Genomic DNA, 25,624 nt, shown 5'->3' with positions numbered 1-25,624 from the left:
AGGAAAGACGATGCGCATTTTGCATACGGCAGACTGGCATCTCGGGCGGACGCTTGAAGGCCGAAGCCGGTTGGCGGAGCAAGAGGCGTTTATCGACGAACTTGTCGAGATTGTAGCAAAAGAACAAATCGATGTCGTCTTGATGGCTGGCGATGTGTTCGATTCCGTCAATCCGCCGGCGGCGGCGGAGCAGCTGTTTTACGAGAGTTTGGCCCGACTGTCCGATAAAGGCCGGCGTCCGGTTGCGGTCATCAGCGGCAACCATGACCATCCGGACCGCATCAGCGCCGCCCGGCCGCTGCTTTCCGACTACAACATTTTCCTTTTTGGCCGCCCACAGGCGGAAGTTTGCCGAATTGACGTTCCGTCGTGCGGCGAGGCGATGATGCTTGCGCCGTTGGCGTACCCGTCTGAATCGCGGCTCGCTGAGCTATTGTCATCCGACCATAAGGAAACCGCGCTTCGCGATCGGTACGACGACCGCATCCGGGCGTTGTTCGCTGCGATGGCCGCCTCATTTGCCGATGAAACTGTCAATGTTGTGATGAGCCATCTATACGTGGCTGGCGGCCATACGTCCGATTCCGAGCGGCCGATTGAGGTGGGCGGCGCCTATACGGTGGCGGCTGCCAGTTTGCCCGGGGCGGCGCAATACGTGGCGCTCGGTCATTTGCACCGCCCGCAGGACGTCAGACGGGCGGAGACGGCGGCGCGCTACGCCGGTTCACCGCTTGCTTACAGCTTTTCCGAAGCTGGGCACACCAAGTCGGTGACGGTTGTCGACGTCCATCCGGGCGGAAAGGCCAACGTGACGGAGATTCCGCTTGTTTCCGGCAAACCGCTTGTCCGTTGGAAGGCGACGGACGGACTTGCCCAAGTGTATCGTTGGTGCGAGGAAGGAAGAGACCGGTCGTGCTGGATCGATTTAGAGGTCCATGTAAACGAGCCGTTGACAATGGAAGAGATTCAACGGCTGCGCAAGCTTCATCAAGGGTTTATCCATATCCGCCCGGTGTTTCCGGAACGGGAGCGGGAGGCGGCGGCTGAAACAGACTGCAAACCGCTTTCCCTTGTGGAAATGTTCCGGCGTTTTTACGAACGTCAAACCGGCGGACAAACACCGGATGAAGAGCTCGTGCGCCTTTTTTTGGAATTGGCGGCCGATGAGAAGGAAGGGGAAGGAGAAGAGGAATGAAGCCAATTTCCTTGACGATCGCCGGGCTTCATAGCTTTCGTGAAAAACAAACGATCGATTTTACGGCCCTTTGCGACGGCGGCGTATTCGGCATTTTTGGACCGACCGGAAGCGGCAAATCGACGATTTTGGATGCCATCACGCTCGCGCTGTTCGGAAGTGTCGGACGGGCGGCCAATCGGACACAAGCGATCATCAACCACGCTGAAAAGGAACTGTTCGTTTCCTTTACGTTCGAATTGGAAAATGCCGCTGGGGCAAAACGGTACACGGTGGAACGCAGTTTGAAAAGGGCGGATGAATGGCGGACGCGGAGCGCCGTCTGCCGGTTGATCGAACATCAGGCCGAGCCGGTCGTGCTCGCGGACAAGCTCTCTGATGTAGACAAGGCGGTCGTACAGCTGCTTGGTTTGACTATGGAAGATTTTACCCGCGCTGTCGTTTTGCCGCAAGGGAAGTTTGCCGAGTTTTTATCCCTCAAAGGGGCGGAGCGCCGGCAAATGCTGCAGCGCCTGTTCCATCTTGAACGATACGGTGACGAGTTGAATAAAAAGTTAAAAGAGCGGCTCGCCGCCGCGGAGCAGGAATGGCAAAAAATCGAAGCGGAAAAAGCGGGACTCGGCGATGCTTCGAAAGCGGCGCTTGAGCAGGCAGAAGCCGAAGAGCGGGAGCTTGCGGCGCTGTTTGCCAAGCGCAAAAAAGAGCTTGAGAAAATCGAGGCAGACGTCGAACGGGCGAGGCAGCTTCGGGCGTGGCAGCAGGAAAAAGAAGCGGTTGAAGCGGAATTATCGGCATTGCGCCGGCGGGAGCCCGAAGTGCGGGCGCTTGAAGCGAAAAAAGGGCGGGCCGAGCAGGCGGAGCGCATTTGGCCGTACTGGGAGCAGTACGAACAGATGCGCCTCCTGCAGGCCGCGGCGCTGCAGCGGCAGGAGGCGGCGTTGCGACAGTTGGAGGCGGCCAAAGCCCACTATGAGGATGCCGTGCGCCGCTATGAGCAGGCGCGGCAGGAAAAAGCGCGGCGCGAGCCGGAGCTGTTGGTGCAAATGGAGCGGCTGCGGCAGGCGGAGCAGCTCGAACGGCAAATGAAAACACTCAAGGCGGAGCTCGCCGCCCTCCATGAGGAGTGGAACCGCTTGGCGGACCGGGAAAAAGCGGTGCAGCGTCAGTTCGAGGAAGCGGAGGCCTGGTACGCGCGCGGCTTGGCGCGCCAACAGGAGCTGAAAGAAGAGTTGCAGCGGCATGCCGCTGCGCTCGCTGGCAAAGACGAAATAGAGCGCGCCTGCGAAGAGAAGCGGCGCATTGAGCAAACGGCGTCCGCTCTCGCCCGCGTCGATGTGCAGCTCCAGCAAAAGGAAGCTGCCTGGCGCCAAGCCGAACGAGAGCGGGCTGAGCGGGAGTGCCGCGCCGCCGCTGCCGGCGCCCGCCTTCATCAACTGTTTCAGCTTGTTGAACAAACGCACCATTCCGTCTGCAGCCGGCAACAAGATATCGAAAAGCGGCTGCATGTTTTGCGGCGACAGATCGAGGCGGAGCAGCAACGGATCGAAGAGGCGCAGACGGCCGAACTGGCAGCGGTTCTGGCTGAGCGGCTCCGTCCCGGTGAACCGTGCCCGGTGTGCGGCTCGCGTGAGCACCCGCATCCGTCCGCCAGGCCGCAGACGGTAGCCTCTGGTCGGTTGTCTGAGCTCGAGCAAGAGCGGCAGCGTTGCGAACAAGATTTGCAGACACTGTTCTCATTCAAGGCGCAGCTTGAGCAGCTTGCCGCGCTGGCGGCCAGCCACGGGACACCCCCTGTTCAGGCGGCTGTCCGCCCGGCAGGCGAAACCGTCGATATGGCCGTTGAAGTCCGGGCGCTCGGGCAGGATGTCATTGAACGAAAGGAAGCGGTTTACCGGGCGTTGTCGCAGTGGAATGAGGCGGAAGCGGCGCGGCGTGAAGCGGAAAACGCCTGCCGATGGGCGGCAGCGGATATCGAAGCGCTGCAAGCGGAGAAACAGCGCCTTGAAGAGGAGAAACAGCAGCTTGAACGGCAGTGGCGCGAGGCGCATCCTTCCTTTTCACTGGAAACGATCGCGGTGGTTTACGAGCAGCTGCGCGAACAAGAGAAAATGTGGCGTGATGTACAAAAACGGCTTGAAGACAGCGTTCCATTTTTAGAAGAAAAACAAAGAGCAAAAGAACAGGCGGCTGAGGAGCGTCGCCGGCTTGAGGCGGAGCGGGTGCGCCTCGAATCGCTTATGAGCGCCAAACAGGAGCTGTGGAAAGAATATGAGCGGCAACGGCGCGAGAAGGCCGGACCTGGCCCGGCAGGTGTGCAGCTTCGGGAAGCGGAAGCCGAATGGCGCCGGCTGCAAAACGGCGAACAGCAGGCGTACGATGAATGGCAGCGCGCTCAACAGCAATACCAGGCGACAGAAAGTGAGGCGAAGGCAGCGAAGCAGGCGTGCGAGGAAGCGGCCCGCCGCGAGGAAGAAGCGCTCGCTCGCTGGCGCCGCGCCTTGGCCGGCACTGTGTTCGCTGATGCTGAAGAAGTGCGAATGTCGAGGGCGGCAAAAGCGCAATGTGATGAATGGGACGAAGCCATCCGCCTTTACTGGCGCCAGGTAGAGCAGGCTGAGCACCGACGCGCCCAGCTGGCGGCTGTCATCGGCGAAGAAGCGGTGAGCGCTGAACAATGGGAGATGATGCAGCAAGTATACAACGAGTTGAAAGCGCACACTGAGATGATGACCGAGCAGCTTGGCGCGGTGCGCGGAAAAGTGGCGGAGCTGAGAAAAAAACATGTCCGTTTTGTTGAATTGGAGGCGAGGCAGGCAACTCTCGGCCGCCAAATTGAGCGGTACAAACAGCTGCAAACGTTGCTTCGCGGCAATAGTTTTGTCGAATTTATGGCGGAAGAGCAACTCGAACAGGTGACCATCATGGCGTCTGAGCGGCTGCAGCAGTTGACGCGCCATCGCTATGCGCTTGAGCTCGATTCGCAAGGCGGGTTTTTGATTCGCGATGATGCCAACGGGGGGGTGCGGCGGCCGGTGTCGACGCTGTCCGGCGGGGAAACGTTTTTGACATCGCTGTCGTTGGCGCTGGCGCTGTCGGCGCAAATTCAGTTGCGCGGTGAATATCCGCTCCGGTTTTTCTTTTTGGACGAGGGGTTTGGCACATTGGATGCCGAGCTGCTCGATACGGTCGTTTCTGCTTTGGAAAAGTTGCATACGCAGCAGCTGGCTGTCGGCGTCATCAGCCATGTCCAAGAGATTCGCAACCGGCTGCCGCGCCGTCTCATTGTCGAGCCGGCGGAGCCGTCCGGCCCCGGCACACGCGTCCGGCTTGAATGGATGTAACCCGTCTGTCGGGAGCAGTGCTTGGCGGATGCGTTGCCAGCGGCCGCTGCGCCGGCTGGTTAGTCCGGCCCACTGGATTGAAGGAACGGGGGGATAGGGGGCGGTCCTTGCCCCCATTTAGTTGTTGGCGGCCACGTTTTGGTCAGATACATCGGGATCAAACGCATTTGTAAAGCTGATTGCGTTGTTTGTCATGATAAAGTCGCCGGTGTTGAACCCGCCGGATCCAGCCTGCGTTTTCGTGGCGACTTTTGGTGCGATATACAAGCAGTCGCCCATTTGCACGACCGCGCCGCTGCCGACGCTGTTGATTTTGATCGGACCGACGAATGAAGGCATTACAGCTCTTCCTTTCTATATAGACTCCCATGACAAAAAAATTTCGTCACCATCGGAAGGATGAAAAGACCTCTATGTTGAATTTTACAACTTTACACATTTTGAAGTTCGGGTATTTTCAGGATAGATGCAATTTGAAGATTTACCATTTGCAACTTTTACCGAGTATTTGATCGACTGTCGGGCGACCGAACAACGCCACTTCCAGACCCATTATATAGGTCTGTGAAGCAGGCGGTTGTTCGGTCCTCCGTCACGCCAAGGCGTGACGGAGAAGCCTGTGGCTTTCCCTCGACAGTCGAAAAGGGGCAAACCGTTTTTCCGTCAGGGGACATGTTAAACTTCCTCGTTGCCTCTATATATCTGCTGCTGACGGCATCGGGCCGGCCAGCTGGCGGATATGTTTGATGCGCGCTTCGCCTTCAGCGATGGAGGTTGAGCCGATGTGGACAACGGCCGAAGAGGAGATCCCTAGCACGCGGATCGACCGGACGGAAATGACCGGGGATTCGTGGAGCGTCTGTTGTGATGCAACCGGCGGCGGGGAAGACCAGCGTGGAATCGGCTTGGTAAAAATCGGGAATGTTTGTTCCCCTTCTGGCTCGAAAAACAGCTCGTATTGCCGCTGCACGGCTAAAGCGCGTGTGCGGGCGGAAATCCGTTCAGAGTCGCCGATTTGCAGCACAGAGCTAATAATCAACGTTTCGGCATGGAGCGCCTGAACGATCGATGTCCGTTTCACGATGCCCCACCCCGAGCCGGCACGAGCGGGACGAACGGGCCGATGATAAGTGATTCGGGCGGTGTGTCAAACGCTGATGACAAGTGAATCGCATCAGCATCGCCGATTAAAAACAGCGAGGCGCTGGCGACGGCTGTCAAGCGGATGTCCCCGACATGCACATCGCGGTTAATGACGGTATAATTCACGTTGATTCCTCCCCTGAAGGCAAGTGTTTCAAAAACGCGTCGAGCGATTGTTCAATATCCGCTTTCACTTTTTGGAAGATCTCGTTTTCGACCGTTTCATCGCGATCGCCCGCGGGAACATAGCCTTGGTTTGCTTTCTCTTGCAAATAAAAGCGGATGCGTTCATCCGTCTGTCGGGCGATATCTTGCAAAATAAACTGCCGGTACGTATCATCAAGGCGGCGGTTGTATTGCTGCTCAAGCCGCTTCAATGTTTCTGCCGCCTCACTGTTTAAGTAGGCGGCTACTTTTTCCTGAATCGGGCGCATCAACACCGGCTCCGGCTTTGGGACGACGGTTTTCACCGGTTCGACAGCGAAATCTTCGATGGTGCCGCCGGCCCCCGGTGGGGCGATGCCGATATTGAGCGTTCCTTCGAGCGTTTCCACTTTCAGCTGGTCAAATTTGTATTCAATCCGCTCGATCGTAGTGCGCGGCTGCGATTCCAGCTCCCGCAGCCGGGCTTCGAGAACGGAAAGACGTCGTTCGAGCGTCCGTACTTTGTTTGTCTGCCATAATAAATAGCGGCGCAGTTGGACGAAATAGTCGTATATACTCATGGTGCACCATCATCCTCTCTACATTCCCCTCTTACTTCAATATATGGACGGCCTGTCGTCCTCATCACTTTTTTTCTCTGCATTTAGCGGGTGGCCGAATGGAGAGGAACGAGAGGAGCGGACGGCTGGGCGGCGGTGCCAAGCGGCACGGTCGCTTGCGAAGCCGGGCCAGTGAAACCGCCGGTGTTGGCAAGCGTTGACAATGCTTGGATGCTGCCGGCGCTGCCGATTTGCGAAACGGATGAGTTGGTGACGGAGCCAATCCGCAATTGATGGATGCAAATGCTTTGGCTGATGTAAACATTCAACCTCCTTCTCCTCCTTCATACGTTCCCGACGACATTTTCATCGGCGACATCGGCGTCATTCGTATTCGTATTGCTGTAATAGTTGTAGACATGAAGCCCGTCGCCGGTGTTGAACGAGCCGGCGCCGGCGAACGTTTTGGTCACGCTTTGCGGGGAAATCGCAAACACGTCGCCGATATGGAACACGCCGCCGCTTCCGATGCTATTCAGTTTCACGATTCCGACAAAAGCCGGCATGGGGCATGCTCCTTTCCCAGCTTCGCAGTTGCTGCTATAGTGTATGGGCGCAAGCCGGCTGACGTTCGCCCTAATTGTTCGCGGCTGTGTTCGCGTCTATCATATCCGGATCGCCGGTGTTGGTAAAGCTGACAAATGTGTTCGTTTGCAGGAAATCACCGTTGTTGCTTCCCCCAGAGCCGGTGTGCGATTTGGACGTACTCTTTGGGGCGATTTGCAAAACATCGCCAAAATTGACCGTGCCATCTCCGCTCACATGAGTGATTTTAATCGGTCCGCTGATAAACGAAGGCACTCGCTCCCCCTCCTTTTGTTCCCATTGTTATAGCATATTGTATAAAAAAAACACGTAACTGGTTCAACGCGGGGCGGATGTCCAATCGGAGGTTAAGTTGTCAGCATATGCTAATGAGAAGGAATGGAAAGGAAGGGACAACCGATGCCAGCGATCGTCATCGGCGGGATTAAAGTAACGAGTGTAGGCGGCAACGGCACGGTGAACATGGGCGACGTGCTGCAAATCGCTCCCAAAAGCACCTCAAAGACGAATTCAGGCGCCGGCGGCGGCAATACGGGCGACTTTTTGCAGACGAATACGTTTTGCAGCGTCACCAATACAGTGGACCCGGATGTGTTCGACGCTGGAGCGAAAGGGAACAATTAGACGGCCGAATGACCAAAAAGACCGTCTTTTTCTTTTGTCCATCTTCATCTATAATATAATTATGAATTTTCTAAAATATAAGCTTGGGGGGGATGGGAGAATGAACGCACCGCTTGTTCTGACCCATTTTTTAGACCGCGCTGTCGCTCTGTACGGGGACAAGCCGGCGATGATTTGTTCCGGACGGACGGTGACATACAGGTAGCTTGGCGAACGAGTGCGGAGGCTCGCCAATGGGTTGCGTGAGCTCGGCATCCGCAAAGGGGGATCGCGTGGCGTAGCTCGCGCCGAACATGCTGGAAATGCTGGAAGGGTTTTACGGTGTATTTGAGGTGAGAGGGGTGATGGTGCCGCTGAATACGCGGCTGAAATCGGATGATTACGTTTTTATTTTGAATCATAGCGAAACGAAAGTGTTGTTTGTGGATCAGGAACTGTATGGGCTGATTGCACCAGTCAAAAACAAGCTTGAAACGGTCGAGGAGATCATTGTCCACCATAAAACAGAGGCGGCGATTGATGAAATCGATTACGATGAATGGCTCGCCGCCCAGTCGTCAGCGCCGGTTCCGCACCGCCGCCGGCATTTATCGCACGCGTTGAGGAAAAGCTCGGCTGGGAGTTTATCCAGGTGTACGGCATGACCGAATCATCTCCGCTCAGCACGATTTCGCTCATTCGTCCGCAGCTTGACGGACTGCCTGTGGAGCAAAAGCAGCGGATCAAGGCAAAAGCCGGCTATCCGATGATCGGCTGCGAAGTGAAGGTGGTGAATGACAACGGCGAGGAAGTGCCGGTGGACGGCCGAACGATTGGAGAAGTGATCGTCCGCAGCCATGGCGTCATGAAAGGATATTGGAAAAACGAAGAAGCAACCGCCGCAACGATCCGTGACGGGTGGCTGCATACCGGCGATATGGCGACCGTCGATGAATACGGGCATATTGATATCGTCGACCGGAAAAAAGATATTATTATTAGCGGAGGAGAAAATGTTTCGTCGATTGAAGTCGAAGGGGCGCTTTATGAACATCCTGCTGTGCTCGAGGCAGCGGTCATTGCCGCGCCGCACGAAAAATGGGGCGAAACGCCGCATGCGTTTGTCGTCGTCCGACCAGGGTACAATGTGACAGAGGAAGAGCTGATTGCTTTCTCACGGGAAAAACTAGCCCATTTCAAAGCCATTACGGGTGTTACGTTTGTTGATGAGCTGCCGAAAACAGCCTCCGGAAAAATTCAGAAAGTACACTTGCGCCGCCAATATTGGGATGCAATCGGAAAATCGGGTCGCTATGTCAACTGATGATACAGGCATGTGTCTTCAGACGGACAGAGGAGAGCGCGCCGAATGAAATGAATAAGGCGGCGGGCGTGCCGGCAAGACGGTAAGGCGCCGCCGATTGCGCAGACGACTAGGCAGTAGAAAGAAGGGAGAAAGCGATGATCAGATCGACCGAGCGAATCGCTGCGGCGGATGTGTTGCGTGGATTCGCCTTGCTCGGCATTTTGCTTGTCAACATGCGTTATGTTTCCTCGCCAGCGTTATACAACGAAAGCGTCAAGGGCGGTGCTTTTGACCGAGTTTTGGACGCGGTCGTCGACGTATTGTTTGAAGCGAGCGCCTATCCGTTGTTTGCGTTTTTATTCGGGTTCGGGGCGATGACCATGTTCCGCCGGATCAGCAGCCGCGGAAAGCGGCCGATTCCGATTCTGTTGCGCCGCTTCTTTCTTTTGCTTGGGATCGGCATTGCTCATGCGTTTGGCCTTTGGTTTGGCGATATTTTAATCCCCTATGCGGTCGCCGGGTTCATCATGCTTTTCTTTTTCGCCGCCCCGCCTCGTTGGTGGCGGACGGCGGCTGTTGCCGTCTTTTTTCTTTTTCACGGCCTCATGGCGCTGTTGTTAACGCTCAATGTATTGACCGGAGAAATGGAGACAGCCGGCGGCCACGAGACCGCGGCGGCCGCGGCGGTTCGCCATTATCGAAACGGAACGTTTCGTGACGTGTTTTGGCAACGGTGGAACGACTGGATGTATATCAACGACGATGGAGGGCTTTTGCTTACGGTGTTGACCGTGCTGCCGTTTTGTTTGCTTGGCGGCTATGCCGCCGACCAACGTTCGCTTGAAGCCGATCGTCACTCGCCTGCGAAGCTGCGCCGCCTGATGAGGTGGGCGCTATGTTTTGGTTTAGCACTGAAAACCATTCCGTATTGGGCTGGGGTCAACGACTTGACCATGTACATCCAAGACAGCTTTGGAGGCGCAGCATTGGCGGTGTTCTACGCGGCGGCCGCCGTGTTCGTCTGCGGGAAACGAAGTTGGCAGCGCGCTTGGCGGTGGTGGCAAGACGTTGGCAAAATGTCGCTCACTCATTATCTCGCGCAATCGCTCGTTTGCACGTCGCTGTTTTATGGTTATGGGCTTGGGTGGTACGGACGCACAAGCGCATGGCAGGAGATGTTGATTGCGTTTGCTTTGTATGCGACTCAAGTGTGGATAAGCCGCTTTTGGTTTGCGCGTTTTCATTATGGTCCGGTTGAGTGGATGTGGAGGTGGGGGACATACGGAACGCGGCCGCCGTTTCGCCGCCGGCCGGGGCAATAAAAACCCCCGCTTACTGAACGGACGGGGAAGGCGATTCCAACATTCTCGTGTGCTGCAAATATTGGTTGATCAATTGGTCAAGCTCTTGGCTGCATTCGATCGTCTCTTTGGCCGTGAACCCATACGTGAGCGCCAATTCAATCATTTGTTGTCGTTTTTCTTCAATTTGCAACAGAACCATTTCCTTCACCATCAATTGTTTGAAATGTTGGTTAAGACATGCCGCGTCGATGCAAGACGTTTGTTGCATGACGAAAGTCGCAATCGACGCCCTAGTGGAAACTAAACATTATTATACATATCCCGACGAAAAGAGGAAGCGATTCGGGAAAATAAGTGATAAATTTACTAATTTAGACAAAATTCTACAAAAACAGGACTTTTTCGCCTCGATGGCGAATATCATCCTCAACGCGCCAAAATGACGAAGACGGGTGGAAGAGAAGAGTTTACGAAGCGTCCGCTACATAACAAAGAAAGGGAGAGAGGCACGATGAAACTGATCACCGCACTTTTCGATGGAGAAACGTTTGTTGGAGCCGTGCCGCAAGGAGACGACCGGGCGGTTCATTTGCGCCGCGCCGTTTTGTCCCGAATCCTAATGACTTGCGCATTGAAACGCGGGTGAACGGGGAAGTGCGCCAGCGCGCGAGCACGAAACAGTTGATTTTTTCCATTGAATCGATCATCGAGACGATCTCCAAAGGCATTACGCTTGAGCCGGGCGACATCATTGCGACAGGAACGCCGGCTGGAGTCGGCAAAGGGATGAACCCGCCGCGTTTTTTGCAGACGGGTGATGTCATTGAGGTGACGGTGGAAGGCATCGGCATGTTGCGCAACAAAGTGGGAGAGTAAACGGCGAAAGTGAGGAAGCCCCCATTGATGCTCAAAAGGCGTCCTCTTGAAAGAAAGGGCGTCTTTCGTTTTCGTGAAGTTTGTCAACCGTCCGCCCGCCGTGCTATGATGGGAAGGAACAAGGAATGGTTGGAGGGATGGATGTTGACGCATGCCCATATTACGAGCTGGCTCATCACGATTGTTTTGTTTTTCCTTGCGGTGTCGATGGAGCGGCAAGGGGCGGGCAAAGCCAAGATCGTGCAAATGGTGTTGCGGCTGTTTTACATTCTCACGATCGCGACGGGGGGGCTTTTGCTGCATAGCATTGCTTCGATATCCGCGCTTTATTGGCTAAAAGCGCTTGCCGGGCTGTGGGTGATCGGAGCGATGGAAATGGTTTTAGCAGCTGTAAAAAAAGGAAAAAGCGCGGCGGCAGGATGGACGCAATGGGTCATTGCCCTTGTGGTGACGCTGTTCCTTGGCCTGCTGCTGCCGCTTGGTTTTGACTTATTCTAAAGCGAAGCGGCAGCCTTCTATTGGTTGCCGCTTTTGTCCTCAGCCTATTTGGGCGCAAATCGCCCGTTCGCCGCTGTTGAATGTTATTTCAAATCGGTCGGCCGGCATCGGCCCGCGTTCATAGTAATGATGGACGCTGGCGATTTGCTCTGTATTGTCATAGATCATAAAATTGACGCCGGATGATTTGGCAAACAATAAGCCGTTGTAGCAGTACAGGCAGTCGTAAAGCGAAAACCCAAGATGGTTCAGCCATTGGACGTATTGAAAAAAGGACGGATTGGGAAGCGAGGCAAGCCATTGCCGGTACGCGTATGTCAGCTGTTTGCGGAAGCGGATGCGGTCGCCGTCAGTGAGGGGGAAGATGCCGAGGTCGGTCGCGATCGTGCCGTTTTCCTGCCACCGTCCGGACAGCCAATGCCCATAGCGGAACAGTTTAATCCCTTGCTGGGCCATCTCCTCGACTAACACCGCTTCCTCTGCTTCCTCATCAAAAAACACCCATTCATTGTTGACAAACTCCGCTGTTCCTTGCACGTAAGCCCGCGGCTGTTCAGCAATGCACTGCAGGCGCTCTTCAATATTCAATGTCTCTCATCCTCCTTGTACTTCTCTTTTTTTCCACCTTTTCGTCCGTTTATTCACGTTATTGTTGACATCGGACAATTCATCGAAATGACCAGTGGTGCATAAAATGGAATCATGCCGACGTGGAGAACCATCATGAATCAAAGGAGCGATCGCTGGAAACGATCGTGAAAAAAGAACGGACGAAATGATGGAAACGGGTGAGAACTTGCCATCTTTGATAAAAAGAAAGGATTGGTTTGTATGTGTGGCATTACTGGCTGTGTCCATTTCGGGCGCAATTTGCGCCGCGAGCGGACGGTCATTGACAGCATGACAGAGACGCTCGCCAAACGTGGACCGGATGATACAAATACGTGGCTGGACACTCATGTCGCCTTCGGTCATAAACGGCTTGTCGTCGTGGATCCGGCTGGCGGCAAACAACCGATGGTCCGGCAAAAAAACGGACATCGTTATACGATCGTCTATAACGGCGAGCTGTATAATACGGAAGACATCCGGAAGGAGCTGTTGCATAAAGGTTACCGGTTTGACGGCCACTCCGATACGGAAGTGCTGCTCGCCGCTTATATCGAATGGAAAGAACAATGTGTTGACTGGCTCAACGGCATTTTTGCCTTCGCCGTTTGGGATGGGGAGCGCGAGCTGTTATTTATGGCGCGCGACCGTCTCGGAGTAAAACCTTTGTTTTATCGAGAAGATGGCGGGGGGCTGCTGTTCGGCTCGGAAGTGAAAGCCATTTTGGCCCATCCCGATGTAAAGGCAGAAGTCAATTATGAAGGACTCGCCGAAGTGTTCGGCCTCGGACCGTCGCGCACGCCGGGGCACGGCGTGTTTTGCGGCATCCAAGAATTGCGCCCCGCGCACGCGTTGACTTTCTCACGCAACGGGCTTCGCATTTGGCGGTATTGGAATGTCGAAAGCGACGTCCATCGCGATTCATTCGAGGAAACGGTCGAAAAGCTGCGCTTTCTATTGACGGATGCGGTCACGCGCCAACTCATTTCCGATGTGCCGGTCTGCACCTTCCTTTCTGGCGGGGTCGATTCGAGCGCCATTACGGCGATTGCCGCCAATGCCTTTGCGACAGCTGGAAAAGGGCCGCTGCACACCTACTCGATCGATTATGAAGGAAACGACCAGTATTTCAAAGCCAACGCTTTTCAACCAAACACGGATGCGCCATTTATCGAACAGGTGTCAAACAAATTTCAAACGGTTCATCATCGCTGTGTGATCACGCAAGAAGAGCTGTTCCGCCATTTGCATGAAGCCGTCATCGTCCGCGACGTTCCAGGCATGGCCGATGTCGATTCTTCGCTTCTTTGGTTTTGCAAACAAATTCGCAACCGGTTTGTCGTCAGCTTATCAGGGGAGTGCGCCGATGAAATTTTCGGCGGCTATCCATGGTTTCATCGGCCGGACGATTTGTCTCGGAAAGGATTTCCGTGGATGCGTTCGGTCGACGCGCGCATGGGTCTATTAAAAGATGAGTGGCGGCAAAAGCTTCGCCTTGACGACTATGTGCAAATGCGTTATGAACAAACGCTTGCTGAAGTGCCGCGTCTCGAGGGGGAAAGCGCCGAGGAGGCGAAGCGGCGTGAGCTGTTTTACTTAAATATGATTTGGTTTATGACGACACTGCTTGACCGGAAAGACCGGATGAGCATGGGAGCAAGCTTGGAAGTGCGCGTGCCGTTCGCTGACCATCGCATTGTCGAATACGTTTGGAACATTCCGTGGGATATGAAAATGTATGGAGGACGAGAAAAAGGCCTTTTGCGAAAAGCGCTCGAGGGATTGCTTCCCGAAGAGGTGCTCTACCGGAAAAAAAGCCCCTATCCGAAAACGCACCATCCTCTATATACGAAACTTGTCAAGCAATGGCTTGAGCAGTTGCTCCATGACCGCTCTTCGGTTTTGCACGAGTTTTTCGACCGGGAAAAATTGTTGGCGCTCATTGAAACAGAAGGGAAGTCGTTCCAAGTGCCGTGGTTTGGGCAGCTCATGACCGGTCCGCAGCTGCTCGCTTACCTTGGCCAAGTGCACGTTTGGTTTGATCATTACGGCATTCGCATTAAAGAATAAGAGCTGCGCCTACGCGCAGCTCTTATTCGATTTGGCGGCGCTACGCCATTTTTGCTTGTGGTACCATCGTTTTTTTCATCCAGACGCGCGACCGCCAGCGCCAAAGCATCAACAGTCCGCGAAGCCATTCGTCGGCGATGAACGACAGCCAAATGCCGACGAGGCCAAATCCGAGGGCGATGCCAAATACGTAAGCAATGGTCACGCCGACGCCCCACATCGACAAAATGCCCATATAGACAGGGAATTGCACATCGCCAGCGGCACGAAGCGAGCTGATAATCACTAAATTAAATGAGCGCCCCGGTTCAAGGATAATCGTTAACAGCAACAGTTTGCGGCCAAGAACAATCATTGAGCGGTCATCGGTAAAGAGCGACAGCAACGGTTCGGCAAACCAATAGGCGGCTGCGGCCAGCAACACTGAGATGGCGATGGCGCTGTACAAACTTTTCAAGCAGCGGGCGTAGGCTTCCTCGTATCGCCCGGACCCGACGAAGTGGCCGACGAGAATTTGCGTTCCTTGGCTGACGGCGATGCCGAATAAAAACACAAACATCATAATGTTTTGCGTGTATACACGGACGGTCAATGCCTCAGCGCCAAGCCATGTAATGAAATACGTAATGACCATTTGCGCCGTATTGTACGAAAGATGTTCCCCGGCTGCCGGAACACCGATTTTCAGCAGTGAGCGCAAATAGTGAAACGGAAGGCGGTGAAACGCCCTTGGTGCGAGCGAAATGTTTGTTCGTTTGCGCAACAAAGCAAGAAGTGCGAGAAAGGCCATGCCACGGCTGGCGGCGGTCGATATAGCAGCCCCTTGGATGCCGAGGGCGGGCAGGCCAAACAAGCCAAAAATGAGGACCGCGTTGCTGATGACGTGCAAAACGTTCATGCCAACCGCCACATACATCGTGTCACGGGTGAAGCCATAGCTTTTCAAAATGGCGCCGACCGTCATCATCAGCGCTTGGATGAACAAAAATCCACCGACAATCGCCAAATAATGTTTTCCTTCATCGAGCAGCTCGGCGGGCAAGTCCATCATTCGCAAAATCGGCTCGCTGAATGCGGCGAGAATGGCGCTTAACAACAATCCGAACAACAAATTGGCCACGAGGGATACAAGCGATACGTCAACGGCTTCTTGCTCTCGGCGGGCGCCTAAATATTGAGCAACAAGCACTGCTGTCGCTAAAGCGACGAAGTTGAACAGTACGATCGTTAACGCGATGATTTGGTTCGCCACCCCGACGGCAGCAACCGCGTGATCTGAATACTGGCTGAGCATCAGTGTATCGGCGTTGCCCATCACCATATAGAGCAGCGTTTCAATAAAAATTGGCCACGTCAAGGAAAACAGTGACCGCGTTTTGGCCTCATGGCGCATGTTGAGACAACTCCTTTTTCTTATTCCGACTTGAACGATATATTCAGTTTAGCTAGTTTGTTGCATAATGGAAAGAGAAAGAAGCGATTTTGCTTGCACATTTCCGACAAAAGAGGGGAGAGGCCGATGGATATGGTCACATTTTCCATGCCGCCGCTGCCGGTGTTCATCAAAGGGGCGGAAAGTGTATTTCTGGAAGGAAAGAAGCATTTCCGCCGCACATTTTCCGTCTTTGATTTGCTTTACGTGAAACGAGGCTGTTTGTATATGACAGAAAACGGGCGTGAGTTTGCGGTTGGCAGTGGACACTATTTGTTGTTGATTCCGGGAAGGGAACATTACGGACACCGCCCATGCGAAGAACGGACGGAGCTGGTTTGGCTTCATTTTTTGCTGCCAGACTTTGCGGTTGTTTCCGATTGCGGTGTCAGCCGGCAGATCGTGATCGAAAAGGAGGCGACATACACCGAGCCGATCCAATACCGGCTCTCCATCCGTCAATATGGCGAAGTCAAGCAGCGCGAGCGGGTGGAACAGCTGCTAAGTCAAATCGTGGAACAAAACATTCGGCGGGATATCGATCAGCCACTCCGGCAGCTGCTGTTGTTCATCGAATTCCTTTGGCACTTGCAAAAACAAGAGCTTTCCGTCCCGAGTGCGTCTGAACAGATCAGCGCCGCGGTGGTTGCGTATATCGAGAAACATTTCAGCGAGCCGATTACACTGGACATGCTCGCGCAGGAGCTCCGATTCCACCCGGACTACATCACACGCTGCATGCAAAAAACGATGGGCATGGGATTGAGCCGCTACTTGGCACATTATCGGTTGTCAAAGGCAAAGCAATGGTTGGCGGAGACGAACGAGACGATTGAGGCGATCGCCAAGCGGGTTGGCATTGACGATGGCGCCTACTTTTCGCGCCTGTTTAAAAAGGTGGAAGGAATCACGCCGACCGAATATCGGCGTATGGCGCGGCGTAATTGACCTTCTTCTATGCCGGTGGTATAGATGGGGACGGTCAGCAAAAGATCAAACCGGTGCAGCTTGTCCTCTGCACCGGCAACCGATATGTTTGTCCGTAACCGCCCGCTCAGTCGCCTTACCAGCTTTCGACCGCGTAAAGCACAAACCCGTACGGCGGCAAGGAGACGCAAAGTGTTTCCGCCTCTGCAGCGAATCGCTCCCCTGTCAGAAGGTTGACCAGCCATTTTCCACGCGCATCGATCGGCATGGGAATTTCTGCTGCTTCGTTGCTCCGGTTGATGATGATCATGACCGTTTCATTGCCATCCGTTTTTTCATAAACAAGATGGTTCGATTCATCATCGGCGGCGAGAAAAGCGACATCGCCGCGTCGAAGCGCCCGATATTGCTTGCGAAGAGCGATCAGTTGCTTGACATGTTCATACAGTTCTTTGTTTTGCTTCTCTGGATCCCACACCATACATTTCCGGCACTCCGGATCGTTTCCGCCCGTCATGCCGATTTCATCGCCATAGTAAATGCACGGCGAACCAGTGAACGTCAGCTGGAACAAAAACAACAACTTCGCTTTGCGGACGTCGCCGCCGCAAACCGTAAGCAGCCTTGGTGTATCATGGCTGCCAAGCAAGTTAAACGCCGCTTCGTTCACCTGTTTCGGATACGAATGAAGCAACCGGACCATGATATCGGCAAACTGGCGGGCGCTGATTTCCTCTTTCGCGAAAAAGCGAATCGCTCCGTCCGTGAACGGGTAGTTCATGACGGCGTCAAATTGGTCGCCGCGCAGCCACGGCATGGCGTCATGCCAAATCTCGCCGAGAATGTACACATCGGGCTTTAGCGCCTTCACTGCCTGCCGGAATTCGCGCCAAAATTGATGATCGATTTCGTTTGCCACATCGAGCCGCCAGCCATCAATATCAAACTCGCGAATCCAGTATGTCGCGACATCAAGCAAGTAGCGCTTCACTTCCGGATGAGCGGTGTTGAGTTTCGGCATGTGCGGCACGAACGCAAATGTGTCGTAGTTCGGGCGCGGCTCGGTTTGGAGCGGAAACTCGCGAATATGGAACCAATCTTTATACCGAGAGGCTGCGCCGTTTTTCAACACATCTTGAAACGGGGCAAACTCATAGCCGCAATGGTTGAAGACTGCATCGAGCATGACGCGGATCCCTTTTTCATGGCAGCGCTTGACAAGTGTTTTCAACGTCTCTTTGTCCCCAAAGTGCGGGTCGATTTCAAAATAATCAGCGGTGTCGTATTTATGGTTCGACGGCGCGCGGAAAATCGGCGTCAAGTAAAGGCCGGTGATGCCAAGGTCAGCCAAGTAATCGAGATGGTCGATAATTCCTTGCAAATCCCCCCCAAAAAAACTTGTCGGCGTTGGGTCTTCGCTTCCCCACGGCCGCGCTCCTTCCGGACTGATGGCCGGGTTGCCGTTGGCGAACCGCTCAGGGAAAATTTGATACCATACGGTGTCTTTTACCCAGCCCGGCGCTTGGAATAGGTCGACCCGATGAAGAAAGGGGAAGCAAAAGTAGTAAGCGGTGTCGTCGCTCGGAGCTTCATGGTAAAATCCTTTTTCCGTATAGACCAGTTTCTCGCCCCCAGCTCGAAGCACAAACCCATAGCGCAGCCGTCGATATGGCGGTTTGACTTCGGCGAGCCAATAGTCAAACAACCCGTCGCTCCCCGTTTTCCGCATCGGCATCGTTTGAAACTGCCAGGCGCCATCGTGCCATTCGTACGGGTCGCCGTGCAACAGCTCCACCCGATCAACATCATCTTTTTTTGTCTGAAGCCGAAGATGAAGCGTTTCGCCATCATAGGCATAGGCGAAGTTGTCAGTCGGGCGGTGGTGAATGGCTTCTTTTTGCATCATCGTTCCCCCTCTTGAATCCAATTTGGGTGAAAGCAATCGTTTGCATGATAGACTTCCGTTAAACAAAGCGTACACCAATGTAAAAAAAAGTCAAAATTTCATAAAAAATAAGCTTGTAAAATGAAAAATAGACGATATAATAGAAGTTGAAAGGTGCAATCGTTTTCATTGGAGTGATTGCGATTTTAATGCGCAAACGGTTTCGCTACGGTTGCACCGAAAAAGAGTCGATCAAAAGAGGAGGGAGAGCATGAAGAAAACATTGTCTTTGTTTCTCATGGCTGTGCTGCTCGTGGGCGTGCTCGCTGCCTGCGGACCGAAACGGGACGTTCAACAGCCGAAAGAAAGTCAAGGAACGACCGAAAAGGCGGAAAAACCGGACAAATTGGTCGTTTGGGTGAACGACGACGAAAAGCAGAAACTAGCATTAAAAGATATTTTCAAAAAGTACACAGAAAAAACCGGAATCAAAATCGAGATGGTTGCGGTCAGCATGCTCGATCAAACGAAAAAACTAGCGCTCGACGGACCGGCTGGCAAAGGGCCGGATGTGTTCTACCAGCCGCATGACCGCATCGGCGACATTGTGCTGCAAGGATTGGCCGATCCAGTCGACCTTGGCGATGCGAAAGGCGAGTACAGTCCGACGGCCATCAAGGCGGTCACCTATGACGGAAAGACGTATGGCGTGCCGATGGTCGTTGAAACATACGGCGTGTTCTACAATAAAAATTTAGTGCCGGAAGCGCCGAAAACGCTGGATGACTTGATGAAGATCGCCAAGGAAAAAACGAATGCGGCCAAAGACCAATACGGCTTTTTAATGGAAGCGGCGAACTTCTATTTCGTTTATCCGTTCTTTGCTGGCTACGGCGGCTATGTGTTTAAAAATGAAAACGGCAAATACGACACAAGCGACATTGGGCTCGCGAATGATGGAGCCGTCAAAGGAGCCGAGCTCGTCCAATCGTGGTTTAAAAACGGCTACATTCCGAAAGAAATCACCGGCGATATTATGAACGGGCTGTTTACAAAAGGGAATGTGGCGGTTGCCATCACCGGACCATGGAACATCGCGTCGTATAAAGAAGCGCTGGGCGACAAATTAGCGACCGCACCGCTTCCGGTCTTAGACAACGGCGAGCATCCGAAATCGTTCGTCGGCGTGAAAACATGGATGTTATCAGCCTATTCGAAAAACAAAGAATGGGCGGTCGACTTCATGAAGTTTGTCACGAACGAAGAAAATTCGCTTCATTACTATGAAATGGCGGGCGAAATGCCGGCGAACGAAAAAGCGTTGACGAATGAGAAAATTACGAACGACCCGCTGATCGCCGGTTTTGCGGAGCAAATCCAATACGGCGAGCCGATGCCGAACGTGCCGGAAATGTCGCAAGTGTGGGAGCCGATGGGCAATGCGTTGCAATTTATCGCGAAAGGCGAAAACCCGAAAGCGGTGCTCAGTGAGGCAGTGAAAACGATTCAAGATAAAATCGCTGCCAGCGGCGCTGGAAAATAACGAGTGATGTCGTGGTGGATAGGATCAGCCCTATCCACTATTCTTATCCATATGATAGGGGGGATTGGAATGCCGGAAGCAAACGTCCGCCATCGGCCGGCGGTGGCGATGGCGCTGTCTTTGTTGTTTGCCGGCCTTGGGCAGTTGTACAACCGCCGGTATGTCAAAGGCATCTTGTTCATCATCATTGAAGCTTCGTTTTTGCTGACGTTTTATAACTTTTTGAACATCGGGCTGTGGGGACTCGTCACGCTTGGCGAAATTCCGATGGTTGATCATTCGATTTTTCTCTTGATTCAAGGATTGGTTTCGGTCATCATCATCGTGTTTGCGGCCGCCCTGCATATTGCGAACATCATTGATGCGCGCAACGACGCCCGCCGCCGGCAAAGGGGCGAACCGTTTCCGTCGCTGTGGGAATCGTGCCGCAACGCTTGGGATAAAGGATTTCCGTACATCTTTGTCACGCCCGGGCTTGTGATGCTGTTGTTTATCGTTGTGCTGCCGCTGTTGTTTATGGTGTCGCTCGCGTTCACCGATTACAACTTGTACCACTCGCCGCCGCGGCATTTGCTGAATTGGGTTGGATTGGAAAACTTCAAAAACTTAGTCTCCATCCCGATTTGGAAAAGCACGTTTTTTAGCGTCCTCGCGTGGACAATCGTTTGGACAGTTGTCGCGACAACGATGCAAATCGCCCTTGGCCTGTTTTTGGCGTTGCTTGTCAACGACCCGCGCATCAAGTTTAAGCGGTTCATCCGCACGGTGTTGATTTTGCCGTGGGCCGTGCCAGCGTTTGTCACGATTTTGGTGTTTGCGGCGATGTTCAACGACAAATTCGGCGCCATCAACCGCGAAGTGTTGAGTTTGTTTGGGGTGTCGGTCCCGTGGATGACCGATCCGTTTTGGACAAAAGTGGCGCTTATTTTGATTCAAACGTGGCTTGGCTTCCCGTTCGTCTTTGCGTTGTTTACCGGCGTTTTGCAAAGCATTTCCCGCGACTGGTACGAAGCGGCCGACATCGACGGAGCGACGCGCTGGCAAAAGTTCAAATCGATCACGCTGCCGCACGTCTTGTATGCGACGGCGCCGCTGTTGATTATGCAATATGCCGGCAATTTCAACAACTTTAACATCATCTATTTGTTCAACCACGGGGGGCCTGCGGTGCGCGGGCAAAACGCCGGCGGAACGGACATTCTCATTTCATGGGTGTACGATTTGACGTTCACGACGAACAACTACAACATGGCGGCGGCGATCTCGCTCATCATCGGCTTGATCGTCAGCGGGTTTGCCATTTACCAGTTCCGGCGCACCCGTTCCTTTAAAGAGGAGGGGAACATTTGATGAACCGCAAATGGAAATCACGCGTGGAAGTAGCGCTTATTTATTTGTTTATCGCCTTCATGTTTGTCGTCATCGCCTATCCGCTCCTTTGGACGATCAGCATGTCGCTCAATCCAGGAACGAGCCTGTATTCGGCGTCGCTCATCCCGGAGAAGTGGTCGTTTGAGCACTATAAGTGGTTGCTTACCAGTCCGAACAGCGATTATTTGCTTTGGTATAAAAACAGCTTGTTTGTTGCGACGGCCAATGCGGCGTTGTCCGTCTTGTTTACGGCGCTCATCGCCTATGCGTTTTCGCGCTACCAATTCGTCGGGCGGAAAACGGGGCTGTATTTGTTTTTAGTGTTGCAAATGTTTCCGTCGCTCATGGCGATGGTCGCGATCTATATTTTGCTCAATATGCTCAATTTGCTCGATTCGCTTTGGGGGCTCATTCTCATTTACGTCGGCGGGCAAATTCCGTTTAACGCGTGGCTAGTCAAAGGCTACTTTGACACGATCCCGCGCGAGCTGGATGAGGCGGCGCGCATCGACGGCGCCGGGCATTTCGGCGTCTTTTTCCGCATTATGCTGCCCTTAGCCAAGCCGATTTTGGCCGTTGTCGCGTTGTTCAACTTTATGGCGCCGTTCACCGACTTTTTGCTGCCGTCGATCGTGTTGCGCGACCCGGACAAATTTACGCTGGCGGTCGGGCTGTTTAACTTCATCAGCGACCGGTTTGCGAACAACTTCACCCGCTTTGCCGCCGGCTCGATTTTGATTGCCGCGCCGATCGCCGTCGTCTTTTTGTTCCTGCAGCGGTATTTGATTTCCGGCTTAACGGCCGGTGGCACAAAAGGGTAAGAACCGCTGTCATAGAATAGTGGGCTTACCCGTTTCCGAATGAGCAAATGAATCGGGAAGGGAGGAATGGAAATGGGGAACCGGCTCTTTATGCTGCTCGTCCTTCCGTTCCTTCTTTTTTATGCCTGGCCGGTGCAGGCGGCGGAGAAAGAAGAACGGACGTGGCAAGATGAAGCGATTTATTTCATTATGGTCGACCGGTTTAACAATATGGATCCGACGAATGACAAGGGCGTCAATGTCAACGATCCGAAAGGGTATTTCGGCGGCGACTTGAAAGGGGTGACGGCGAAACTCGATTACATCAAGGAGATGGGATTTACGGCCATTTGGCTGACGCCGATTTTCGAAAACATGCCGGGCGGATACCACGGGTATTGGATCAAAGATTTTTATCGCGTCGATCCGCATTTCGGCACGCTGGATGATTTGAAGACGCTTGTCAAAGAAGCGCACAAGCGCCATATGAAAGTCATCTTGGACTTTGTCGCCAACCATGTCGGCTACGACCATCCATGGCTTCGCGACCCGGCGAAAAAAGATTGGTTCCATCCGAAAAAAGAGATTTTCGACTGGAATGATCAAACACAACTAGAAAACGGATGGGTGTATGGGCTGCCGGATTTAGCGCAGGAAAATCCAGAAGTCAAGAAATATTTAATCGATGCGGCCAAATGGTGGATCAAAGAAACGGACATTGACGGCTATCGCCTCGATACGGTGCGCCATGTGCCAAAATCATTTTGGCAGGAGTTCGCCAAAGAAGTGAAATCGGTGAAACAAGACTTTTTCCTTCTTGGCGAAGTGTGGAGCGACGATCCGCGCTATATTGCCGAGTACGGCCAATACGGCATCGACGGTTTTGTCGATTATCCGCTGTATGGCGCGGTGAAGCAGTCGCTTGCTAGGCGCGATGCATCGCTCCGGCCGTTGTATGACGCCTGGGAATACAACAAAACGTTTTACGACCGCCCGTACTTGCTCGGGACGTTTTTGGACAATCACGATACCGTGCGGTTTACGAAACTTTCGATTGACAACCGCAACAATCCGATTTCACGCATCAAGCTGGCGATGACGTATTTGTTCACCGCCCCCGGCATCCCGATCATGTATTACGGAACGGAAATCGCCATGAACGGCGGCGAAGACCCGGACAACCGCCGCTTGATGGATTTCCGCGCCGATCCGGAGATCATTGATTACTTGAAAAAAATCGGCCCGCTCCGCCAACAGCTGCCGTCTTTGCGGCGCGGCAATTTTACGCTCCTGTATGAAAAAGACGGCATGGCGGTGTGGAAACGGCAATATGAAGATGAAACAACGGTTATCGCCATCAACAACACGGGCGAAACGCAGCACGTTCACCTAACGAACGACCAGCTGCCAAAAAACAAGGAACTGCGCGGCTTTTTATTGGACGATCTCGTCCGCGGCGATGGCGACGGATACGATCTTGTGCTCGACCGCGAAACGGCGGAAGTGTACAAACTGCGGGAAAAAACCGGGATCAACATCCCATTTATCGCGGCGATTGTCGCCGTCTACGCGCTCTTTCTCCTATTTTTGTACTTAGTGAAAAAACGGGCGAAACGGATTCATGAATAAATGAAGGAAAGGAGGGAGCTTATGACCGTTACGATTAAAGATGTGGCGAAACGCGCGAACGTTGCGCCGTCAACCGTCTCGCGCGTCATCGCCGACAGCCCGCGCATCAGCGAGAAGACGAAACAGCGGGTGCGCGAAGCGATGAAAGAGCTCGGCTATCACCCGAACTTTATTGCTCGCAGCCTCGCGAGCCAAATGACGCAAGTGATCGGCATCGTCATGCCGAGCTCCGCCGACCAGGCGTTACAAAACCCGTTTTTCCCGGAAGTCATCCGCGGCATCAGCAAAGCCGCCCATGAAAAGCGATATGCTTTGCAAATGTCGACCGGGGAAAAAGAAGGTGAGATTTACGAACGGGTCGTGGAGATGCTGCAAGGACGGCGCGTCGACGGCGTTATTTTGCTTTACTCGCGGCAAAACGATAAGCTCATGAAGTACTTGTTAAAGCATGGCTTTCCGTTCGTCGTCATCGGCAAACCGCACCAAAAAGCGGAACAAGTGACCCATGTCGACAACGACAACGTCCAGGCGGGGAAAGATGCGGCAAACTGGTTGATCGCCCGCGGGCACGAACGCATCGCGTTTGTCGGCGGCAATCCGCAATATTTGGTGACCGTCGACCGCCAAACCGGCTACGCCGCGGCCTTGCAGGAGGCGGGGCTTCCGTACCGGCCGGAATACGTCGTCCATGCAGAATTTTTGCAGGAAGGCGGCCAAGAGGCGATGAAGGAGCTTCTTTCGTTGCCTGAGCCGCCGACCGGGCTTGTCGTCGCCGATGATCTCATGGCGCTCGGCATCTTGAAAACGCTTGATGAAATGGGCCTCGGCGTCCCAGAAGATGTATCGATCGTCAGCTTCAACAACACGCTGCTCGCCGAAATGTCGCGTCCGCCGCTCACCTCGATCGACATCGGCATTTTCCAGCTCGGCTATGAAGCGGCAAAACACTTAATCGAAAAAATCACCAACCCGAATGAACCGATCAAGCGCATCATCATCCCCCATCGTCTCGTTGAACGGGGGTCGTGTGCACAGCGTTAGAAAGAAGCGGTGTTGGCAAAGAGACGTCCGTCGTATTGGCGGGCGTTTTTTTTTGTTTTCGAGCATGTTGGAAGTGAAAGTGAGTGGATCGGGAACGGTTGAGTCCGTAACGAGCACGGACATTCAAGCTGACGGCAGCAAAGAAGTGGATGAAGTGCTCGTTTCCGAAGGGGAAACCGTGACGAAGGGGGAAGACCTCATTACATTTACTGATGGCAGCGATCCGATTGAAGCGCCAGCAGCTGCACGGCTGTGCGCCAAACGGTGAAAACCGGCATTAGCAATGAAGACAACATTGAAATTACCGATGGATTGAGCGAAGGGCAAATCGTGCAGTTGCCGAGCGTTTCTACTTCCTCCAGTACGAATAATCCAGGGCGGCAAGAAAGAATGATGTGCTCACCTTGGCGCGTTCAGACTCGAATCAGTTGGAAATGCAAAAAGAAGCGTTTCGGCTGGATGAATTGGTCCGCGACATTGGCGAACAGTACAGCGAGATCGCTTCGTACCAGCAGAAAACGATGAGCGTCGAAGCGCAAATCCCTATTGAGTGGGTGGGCGACCGTGAACGCATCCATCAATTGATCGTCATTTTGGTGGTGGGTAGTTCACCGTAAAAAAATCCACCCCATTCCGGGGCGGACTGAGAGAAGAGGGGCCCTTGCAAAGAAGTGGAGGAACATCGTAGCTTTATCGTATCGGTTTTTTTACAATGATTCTATATTTTTGTAAGAAAAGATA

At 53.6% G+C, this 25,624-nt stretch carries 26 protein-coding genes and 2 pseudogenes; 17 read left to right on the top strand and 11 right to left on the bottom strand.

Annotated elements, in window-relative coordinates:
• The first annotated feature begins 10 nt into the window (after positions 1–10).
• Together NSS88_RS05065 and NSS88_RS05060 are read left to right on the top strand one after the other, a co-directional pair.
• The gene (locus tag NSS88_RS05065; RefSeq protein WP_055358449.1) at positions 11–1,195 is read left to right on the top strand and encodes an exonuclease SbcCD subunit D; all 1,185 of its coding nucleotides are present in this window, start codon (positions 11–13) and stop codon (positions 1,193–1,195) included.
• Positions 1,192–4,536, top strand: a complete 3,345-nt coding sequence (locus NSS88_RS05060; protein WP_055358448.1) for an SbcC/MukB-like Walker B domain-containing protein — start codon at positions 1,192–1,194, stop codon at positions 4,534–4,536. Before NSS88_RS05065 ends, NSS88_RS05060 begins: the two co-directional genes overlap by 4 nt.
• 117 nt (positions 4,537–4,653) lie before the next feature.
• On the opposite strand, the gene NSS88_RS05055 is transcribed toward NSS88_RS05060, so the two are convergent.
• From NSS88_RS05055 to NSS88_RS05025, 7 genes are all read right to left on the bottom strand, one after another.
• Complete coding sequence (locus NSS88_RS05055; RefSeq protein ID WP_033011644.1) at positions 4,654–4,875, bottom strand: spore germination protein; 222 nt, start codon at positions 4,873–4,875, stop codon at positions 4,654–4,656.
• 355 nt (positions 4,876–5,230) lie between these two features.
• The gene (locus tag NSS88_RS05050) at positions 5,231–5,617 is read right to left on the bottom strand and encodes a spore germination protein GerPE (protein ID WP_033013818.1); all 387 of its coding nucleotides are present in this window, start codon (positions 5,615–5,617) and stop codon (positions 5,231–5,233) included.
• On the bottom strand, positions 5,614–5,805 hold the full coding sequence (locus NSS88_RS05045) for a hypothetical protein (protein WP_033013817.1): 192 nt from the start codon (positions 5,803–5,805) through the stop codon (positions 5,614–5,616). The genes NSS88_RS05050 and NSS88_RS05045 overlap by 4 nt, the downstream gene beginning before the upstream one ends.
• Positions 5,802–6,404, bottom strand: a complete 603-nt coding sequence (locus NSS88_RS05040) for a spore germination protein GerPC (RefSeq protein ID WP_033011650.1) — start codon at positions 6,402–6,404, stop codon at positions 5,802–5,804. Before NSS88_RS05040 ends, NSS88_RS05045 begins: the two co-directional genes overlap by 4 nt.
• Before the next feature lie 83 nt (positions 6,405–6,487).
• Positions 6,488–6,712, bottom strand: coding sequence for a spore germination protein GerPB (locus NSS88_RS05035; RefSeq protein ID WP_341083366.1), 225 nt, complete (start codon positions 6,710–6,712; stop codon positions 6,488–6,490).
• Between the two features lie 15 nt (positions 6,713–6,727).
• Positions 6,728–6,949, bottom strand: a complete 222-nt coding sequence (locus tag NSS88_RS05030) for a spore germination protein (protein ID WP_055358443.1) — start codon at positions 6,947–6,949, stop codon at positions 6,728–6,730.
• 70 nt (positions 6,950–7,019) lie between these two features.
• A complete protein-coding gene (locus tag NSS88_RS05025; protein WP_055358442.1) occupies positions 7,020–7,244 on the bottom strand; it encodes a spore germination protein in 225 nt (74 codons plus the stop codon).
• Between the two features lie 144 nt (positions 7,245–7,388).
• Here NSS88_RS05025 and NSS88_RS05020 point away from each other — a divergent pair, with 144 nt between their 5' ends.
• From NSS88_RS05020 to NSS88_RS05010, 3 genes and pseudogenes are all read left to right on the top strand, one after another.
• Complete coding sequence (locus NSS88_RS05020; protein ID WP_033013815.1) at positions 7,389–7,613, top strand: spore germination protein; 225 nt, start codon at positions 7,389–7,391, stop codon at positions 7,611–7,613.
• A gap of 100 nt (positions 7,614–7,713) precedes the next feature.
• Positions 7,714–8,916: pseudogene (locus NSS88_RS05015) on the top strand (class I adenylate-forming enzyme family protein).
• Between the two features lie 137 nt (positions 8,917–9,053).
• Positions 9,054–10,220: a DUF418 domain-containing protein gene (locus NSS88_RS05010; RefSeq protein WP_341083360.1), complete on the top strand. Its 1,167-nt coding sequence runs from the start codon at positions 9,054–9,056 to the stop codon at positions 10,218–10,220.
• Between the two features lie 10 nt (positions 10,221–10,230).
• Here NSS88_RS05010 and NSS88_RS05005 read toward each other — a convergent pair whose 3' ends face one another.
• Positions 10,231–10,401: an aspartyl-phosphate phosphatase Spo0E family protein gene (locus NSS88_RS05005; protein ID WP_033013892.1), complete on the bottom strand. Its 171-nt coding sequence runs from the start codon at positions 10,399–10,401 to the stop codon at positions 10,231–10,233.
• Positions 10,402–10,713: 312 nt separating this feature from the next.
• Between NSS88_RS05005 and NSS88_RS05000 the strand changes: the two genes are divergently transcribed.
• From NSS88_RS05000 to NSS88_RS04990, 3 genes and pseudogenes are all read left to right on the top strand, one after another.
• Entirely contained in the window at positions 10,714–10,848 is a 135-nt protein-coding gene (locus NSS88_RS05000; protein WP_255350133.1) for a hypothetical protein, read from the top strand.
• A pseudogene (locus NSS88_RS04995) lies at positions 10,797–11,078 on the top strand (fumarylacetoacetate hydrolase family protein); the annotation flags it as partial. The gene NSS88_RS05000 and the pseudogene NSS88_RS04995, both read left to right, overlap by 52 nt.
• 144 nt (positions 11,079–11,222) lie before the next feature.
• Complete coding sequence (locus NSS88_RS04990; protein ID WP_025950975.1) at positions 11,223–11,576, top strand: YisL family protein; 354 nt, start codon at positions 11,223–11,225, stop codon at positions 11,574–11,576.
• Between the two features lie 39 nt (positions 11,577–11,615).
• Here NSS88_RS04990 and NSS88_RS04985 read toward each other — a convergent pair whose 3' ends face one another.
• Positions 11,616–12,164: a DUF2777 domain-containing protein gene (locus NSS88_RS04985; protein WP_033013813.1), complete on the bottom strand. Its 549-nt coding sequence runs from the start codon at positions 12,162–12,164 to the stop codon at positions 11,616–11,618.
• Between the two features lie 243 nt (positions 12,165–12,407).
• On the opposite strand from NSS88_RS04985, the gene asnB reads away from it, so the two are divergent.
• On the top strand, positions 12,408–14,255 hold the full coding sequence (gene asnB / locus NSS88_RS04980; RefSeq protein WP_341083352.1) for an asparagine synthase (glutamine-hydrolyzing): 1,848 nt from the start codon (positions 12,408–12,410) through the stop codon (positions 14,253–14,255).
• A 40-nt stretch (positions 14,256–14,295) separates the two neighbouring features.
• Here asnB and NSS88_RS04975 read toward each other — a convergent pair whose 3' ends face one another.
• Positions 14,296–15,648: an MATE family efflux transporter gene (locus NSS88_RS04975; RefSeq protein WP_055358806.1), complete on the bottom strand. Its 1,353-nt coding sequence runs from the start codon at positions 15,646–15,648 to the stop codon at positions 14,296–14,298.
• 126 nt (positions 15,649–15,774) lie between these two features.
• On the opposite strand from NSS88_RS04975, the gene NSS88_RS04970 reads away from it, so the two are divergent.
• Positions 15,775–16,635, top strand: coding sequence for a helix-turn-helix transcriptional regulator (locus NSS88_RS04970; RefSeq protein ID WP_055358805.1), 861 nt, complete (start codon positions 15,775–15,777; stop codon positions 16,633–16,635).
• Positions 16,636–16,750: 115 nt separating this feature from the next.
• Here the strand turns inward: NSS88_RS04970 and NSS88_RS04965 are convergent, their stop codons facing one another.
• The gene (locus tag NSS88_RS04965; RefSeq protein WP_055358804.1) at positions 16,751–18,517 is read right to left on the bottom strand and encodes an alpha-glycosidase; all 1,767 of its coding nucleotides are present in this window, start codon (positions 18,515–18,517) and stop codon (positions 16,751–16,753) included.
• 253 nt (positions 18,518–18,770) lie between these two features.
• Here NSS88_RS04965 and NSS88_RS04960 point away from each other — a divergent pair, with 253 nt between their 5' ends.
• The 7 genes from NSS88_RS04960 to NSS88_RS04930 all read left to right on the top strand — a co-directional run bounded on the left by NSS88_RS04960 (position 18,771) and on the right by NSS88_RS04930 (position 25,500).
• Positions 18,771–20,042, top strand: coding sequence for a sugar ABC transporter substrate-binding protein (locus NSS88_RS04960; protein WP_341083347.1), 1,272 nt, complete (start codon positions 18,771–18,773; stop codon positions 20,040–20,042).
• Between the two features lie 69 nt (positions 20,043–20,111).
• The gene (locus NSS88_RS04955; RefSeq protein WP_341083346.1) at positions 20,112–21,392 is read left to right on the top strand and encodes a sugar ABC transporter permease; all 1,281 of its coding nucleotides are present in this window, start codon (positions 20,112–20,114) and stop codon (positions 21,390–21,392) included.
• Positions 21,392–22,234 (top strand): sugar ABC transporter permease, encoded by an 843-nt coding sequence (locus tag NSS88_RS04950; RefSeq protein ID WP_341083344.1) that lies wholly within the window; start codon positions 21,392–21,394, stop codon positions 22,232–22,234. The genes NSS88_RS04955 and NSS88_RS04950 overlap by 1 nt, the downstream gene beginning before the upstream one ends.
• Positions 22,235–22,306: 72 nt before the next feature.
• Complete coding sequence (locus NSS88_RS04945) at positions 22,307–23,842, top strand: alpha-amylase family glycosyl hydrolase (RefSeq protein WP_055358803.1); 1,536 nt, start codon at positions 22,307–22,309, stop codon at positions 23,840–23,842.
• Positions 23,843–24,883, top strand: coding sequence for a LacI family DNA-binding transcriptional regulator (locus NSS88_RS04940; RefSeq protein WP_152968886.1), 1,041 nt, complete (start codon positions 23,843–23,845; stop codon positions 24,881–24,883).
• Between the two features lie 52 nt (positions 24,884–24,935).
• Entirely contained in the window at positions 24,936–25,151 is a 216-nt protein-coding gene (locus NSS88_RS04935; RefSeq protein WP_055358799.1) for an efflux RND transporter periplasmic adaptor subunit, read from the top strand.
• A gap of 136 nt (positions 25,152–25,287) precedes the next feature.
• Positions 25,288–25,500: a hypothetical protein gene (locus tag NSS88_RS04930; protein WP_055358797.1), complete on the top strand. Its 213-nt coding sequence runs from the start codon at positions 25,288–25,290 to the stop codon at positions 25,498–25,500.
• The last annotated feature ends 124 nt before the right edge of the window (positions 25,501–25,624 follow it).

Origin of the sequence: Geobacillus sp. FSL W8-1251 (genome assembly GCF_038005945.1) — a bacterium.
GTDB classification, from domain to species: Bacteria; Bacillota; Bacilli; order Bacillales; family Anoxybacillaceae; genus Geobacillus; species Geobacillus stearothermophilus.
Note: the sequence above shows the minus strand (reverse complement) of the source record. Positions and strands in the feature narration are given on the sequence as shown.